The sequence below is a fragment of the Pedobacter sp. Hv1 genome, from assembly GCF_001412215.1.
Lineage (GTDB): Bacteria > Bacteroidota > Bacteroidia > Sphingobacteriales > Sphingobacteriaceae > Pedobacter.
Map to the genome: position 1 here is coordinate 1 of NZ_LLWP01000016.1, position 4,178 is coordinate 4,178.

Below are 4,178 nucleotides of genomic sequence, written 5' to 3' on the forward strand. Positions count from 1 at the left end.
GGAAGGTGGTAGGCATAACTGGCCACGGCCCTGGTCTGCCTTAAAAGGCCCGCACTCTCGTTGTTCACGTTCAGTCCCACGCCCACCTTGCCAAAGCCATAGTCGGCAGTGATGTTCTGGGTCAAAGGGGAGCCCGGGATCCCGCTCCAGAGCTTGCGGTAGGCTGCGTTCAGCTTCAACCCCTGGCCCATGCCCGCAAAGGCAGGGTTGATCAGGTACTGGTTGTTGTAGTACTGGGAGCCCAAGGGGTTGAGCTGGGCGCTGGCAGTTGTGCCCAGTCCCAGCAGCAGCAGTACCCCCGCTGTTATGGCATATATATTTTTCATCTTGTTCATCGTTTTATCGTCCTTAATCGGTTAGTTCTTGTTCAGTATGGTAATGTAGCCGGTCTTTAGGGTCTTGCCATCGCTATTGTAGTCGATCACATAGTAGTAGGTACCCTCGCTCAGCGGTAGCCCCCTTAGGGTCGCATCCCAGCTGTTGTCGTAGCCCTTCTTGCTATAGATCACCCTGCCACCACGGTCGAATACCTTCACCGAGTTGTTAGGGAACAGTTCCAGGTTCTCCACCACCCACTTGTCGTTCACCCCGTCACCGTTTGGCGACATGATGTTGGTCGGTTTCACCTGTACCACCTGCTCGGTCACAACGATGCTGATGCTCTTGGTATCGCTGCAGCCGCTGGCATTGGTAGCGGTCACCGTATAGGTGGTGTTCTGGGTAGGCCTAACGGTCAGTACCGCGGTATTCTGTCCAGAGATGATACCGCTGGCATTGGCCCATACATAGCTGGTGCCGCCACTTGCGGTCAACACCACCTGTGCACCCTTGTCAACCGTAGTCCCCTTGTCGGAGGTGATGGCAACCGTAGGAAGGGCATTGATGGTAATGGTAAAGGTCCTTGAATAGGTATCTACCCCTCCATTGGCCGTGCCACCGTTGTCTTTTACCGTAACGGTAATGGTAGCGGTGCCCGCTGCACCTGCCCTTGGCTGGTAGCTGATGGTGCCCGTGCTGCCACTGCCATTGACAGATAGGCTGCTGAACAGTGCATCATTGCTGCTGCTGATGCTAAGGGTGGTGCTCTGTGCGCTCTCCGGTCCGGCGCTGATGCCACTGATGGCAACAGTCTGAACAGAGGTGGTTGCACAGATCGCCTGGTTGGCGATCGCAGCCAATGTCGGTACCTCGTTCACATCACTGATGGTGATCACAATCACCTTCTCCAGGCTGAAGCCCAGCTGTGTGGTGCTCTTGATCCTGATGCTATAGCTCGAACGGGCCTCATAGTCAAAACTGGCCGTAGTAGAGATGCTGTTGCCGCTAATGCTGAACAGGCTGTTGTCGTTGTCCCCAGCTCCCGGTACAAGGGCATAGCTGAAGCTGGCCGATGGATCGGACGAACTGCTGGTCAATGTCCCCGCCAATGTTCCCGCCGGCCTGTTCTCATAGAGTACCGCTGCCGAGAAGACGATGTCCGCAGGTGCGCTCGGTTTAACCGTTAGCGTACCGCCCACAAAGGTGATCTGGTAATTGGCAGCACTTGCACCAGAGGCGGTGATGGGATAGGTCCCTACCACACTGGCCGTGGTGGCCGTGGTGGCAAGGGCAACAGGGGTACTCAATACGGCCGCTGTTTCCCCGTTCACAAAGCCGCTGTAACTGGCACTAAGGGCTGGGTTGGCCGTTCCGGCAAACTTCTCCTTGTTCTCTGCGGTAATGGTCAACGGTGCCTTACCGATGTTCAGGTTGGCCCCGGTGTAGGTCAGTGTATAGTTGCTGCCCAGGGCCAATGTACCCTGGCTGATGGCATAACTGCCGATGCCCTCTCCAGCTGCCCTGGCAAGGGAGCCCTTAAAGGTATCACCGAATACCGTTGATGGGCTAAAGGTATACCCCAGTGCCGGATCCGCACTGCCATAGGTCTTGGCCGCCGCAGTGGCAATCACGCTGATCCCCCTGGCAAGGATGGTCAGGTTGGCACCAACATAGTTGATCTGGTAGTTGCCCCCAGCGCTCAGGGTATTCTGGCCAATGGCATAAACGCCCACATCCTCTCCAGGCTGTCTGCTCAGCGATCCGCTAAAGCTGTCGCCACTGATCAGTGCCGGGGTAAAGGTATAAGGCATTCCAGATTCGATATCGCCATAGGTCTTGGTCTTGGTCACAGCGGTAACCGTTATCGCTTTGGCAGTAATGGTCAGGTTGGCTGGTACATAGCTCAATGTGTAATTGGCATTCAGTGCCAAGGTGCCCTGGGTGATGGCATAACTGCCCACATTAACACCTGGGGCCCTGCTCAGCGCTCCACTGAAGCTGTCGCCTGTTACCAGTGCAGGTGCATAGGTATAGGTCAGGGCAGGATCAAGGTCGCCATAGACCTTGGTCTTGGCAGCCACGGTTACTGTAATGGTCTTGGTACCGATGGTCAGGTCCCTTGCCACTGCAGTGGCCGCATTATAGTTGGCATTGCCCGCCTGGCTTGCCGTAATGGTAGTAGTGCCCTGGCCCACTATGGTAACGGTAGCACCAGAGATGGTGGCCACCAGTGGATCTGAACTGGTATAGGTTACAGCGCTACCAGAGCCCCCGCCAGTAGCGGTCAGGCCAAATGGTGCATCGCCATAGGTCTTGTTTGCAAGGGCAGCAAAGGTAATGGCCTGGTCGCCCTTGATGATGTTGATGGTAAAGCTCGAAGTGGCCGATACCCCGCTACAGGTATTGTCGGTAGCGGTGATAGAGATATTGAAACTGCCAGCAGTGGTCGGTGTGCCCGATAGGGTGCCATTAGTTGCAAGGCTCAGTCCTGCAGGAAGGGTGGCCGAGCTATAGCTATAGCTTCCGCTGGCTCCCGTTGCAGCCACTGTCTGGCTATAGGCTACGCCCACCTTGCCCCCACTAAGTGCAGCGCCCGCTAGGGTTACCGCCGTTGGCTGGGTAAGGGTAAAGCTCTGTGTGGTCTGGCAGGCGTTGGCATCGGTAACGGTTACTGTATAGGTGCCCGCTGCAAGGCCAGAGGCCGTAGCACCAGTTCCACCAGTTGGTGACCATGAATAGGTATAGGCTCCGCTGCCACCGGTTACGTTAACCGTGGCCGTACCGTTGCTGCCTCCAAAACAGCTCACGTTGGTCGTAGTGCCTGCCGTGGCCACAAGTACTGGTGGCTGGGTGATGGTAAAGGTCCTTGTAGTGGTACATGCATTGGCATCGGTAATGGTTACCGTATAGCTGCCTGCCGCTAGGCCCGTGGCCGTAGCCCCCGTACCACCACTTGGTGACCATGAATAGGTATAGGCGCCCGTTCCACCTGTTACGTTCACCGTGGCAGAACCATTGGCCCCGCCATTACAGCTCACGTTGTTTACCGTTCCTGCCGTAGTGGCCAGTGCCGATGGCTGGGTAAGGGTAAAGCTCTGTGTAGTAAAACAGCCATTGGCATCGGTAACGGTTACCGTATAGGTACCCGCTGCTAGGCCAGAGGCCGTAGCCGCCGTACCTCCGCTAGGAGACCATGAATAGGTATAGGCCCCGGTTCCACCTGTTACGTTAACCGTAGCAGAGCCAGTGGCACTGCCGTTGCAAAGGATGTTCACCGTAGTACCCGCTGTCGCCACAAGTGCCGATGGCTGGGTAAGGGTAAAGTTCTGGGTAGTAAAACAACCATTGGCATCGGTAACCAGAACGCTGTAGTTGCCCGCTGTCAGGCCAGTGGCCGTAGCTGCTGTACCGCCGGTTGGTGACCATATATAGGTATAAGTTCCAGTGCCTCCGGTTACGTTAACCGTGGCAGAACCATTGGATCCGCCGTTACAGCTCACGTTCACCGTAGTACCTGCCGTGGCTACTAGTACCGGTGGCTGGGTAAGGGTAAAGCTCTGTGTAGTGGTACACCCGTTGGCATCGGTAACGGTTACCGTATAGGTGCCCGCTGCAAGCCCAGAGGCCGTAGCACCAGTTCCACCAGTTGGTGACCATGAATAGGTTTTAGCGCCCGTACCTCCGGTAACATTCACCGTGGCCGTACCGTTGCTGCCTCCAAAACAGCTTACGTTGTTTATTGTTCCCGCACTGGCCACTAGTGGCGCTGGCTGGGTGATGGTAAAGGATTGTGTCGTTGTACATGCATTGGCATCGGTAACAGTCACCGTATAGGTTCCCGCCGCAAGGCCCGTGGCCGT

At 56.2% G+C, this 4,178-nt stretch carries 3 protein-coding genes and 2 pseudogenes; 1 reads left to right on the forward strand and 4 read right to left on the reverse strand.

Going from position 1 to position 4,178, the window contains the following annotated elements:
* On the reverse strand, positions 1–335 hold a 335-nt coding region (locus AQF98_RS21710; protein ID WP_235524284.1), incomplete at its 3' end, for a PorP/SprF family type IX secretion system membrane protein.
* A 21-nt stretch (positions 336–356) separates the two neighbouring features.
* Positions 357–3,356 (reverse strand): MBG domain-containing protein, encoded by a 3,000-nt coding sequence (locus AQF98_RS21715; protein ID WP_369816954.1) that lies wholly within the window; start codon positions 3,354–3,356, stop codon positions 357–359.
* Here AQF98_RS21715 and AQF98_RS22315 point away from each other — a divergent pair.
* The gene (locus AQF98_RS22315; RefSeq protein ID WP_235524287.1) at positions 3,322–3,459 is read left to right on the forward strand and encodes a hypothetical protein; all 138 of its coding nucleotides are present in this window, start codon (positions 3,322–3,324) and stop codon (positions 3,457–3,459) included. The genes AQF98_RS21715 and AQF98_RS22315 overlap by 35 nt on opposite strands.
* 86 nt (positions 3,460–3,545) lie before the next feature.
* Here AQF98_RS22315 and AQF98_RS22475 read toward each other — a convergent pair.
* Positions 3,546–3,614: pseudogene (locus tag AQF98_RS22475) on the reverse strand (hypothetical protein); the annotation flags it as partial.
* A 165-nt stretch (positions 3,615–3,779) separates the two neighbouring features.
* Positions 3,780–4,145: pseudogene (locus tag AQF98_RS22480) on the reverse strand (SprB repeat-containing protein); the annotation flags it as partial.
* Between the last annotated feature and the right edge of the window lie 33 nt (positions 4,146–4,178).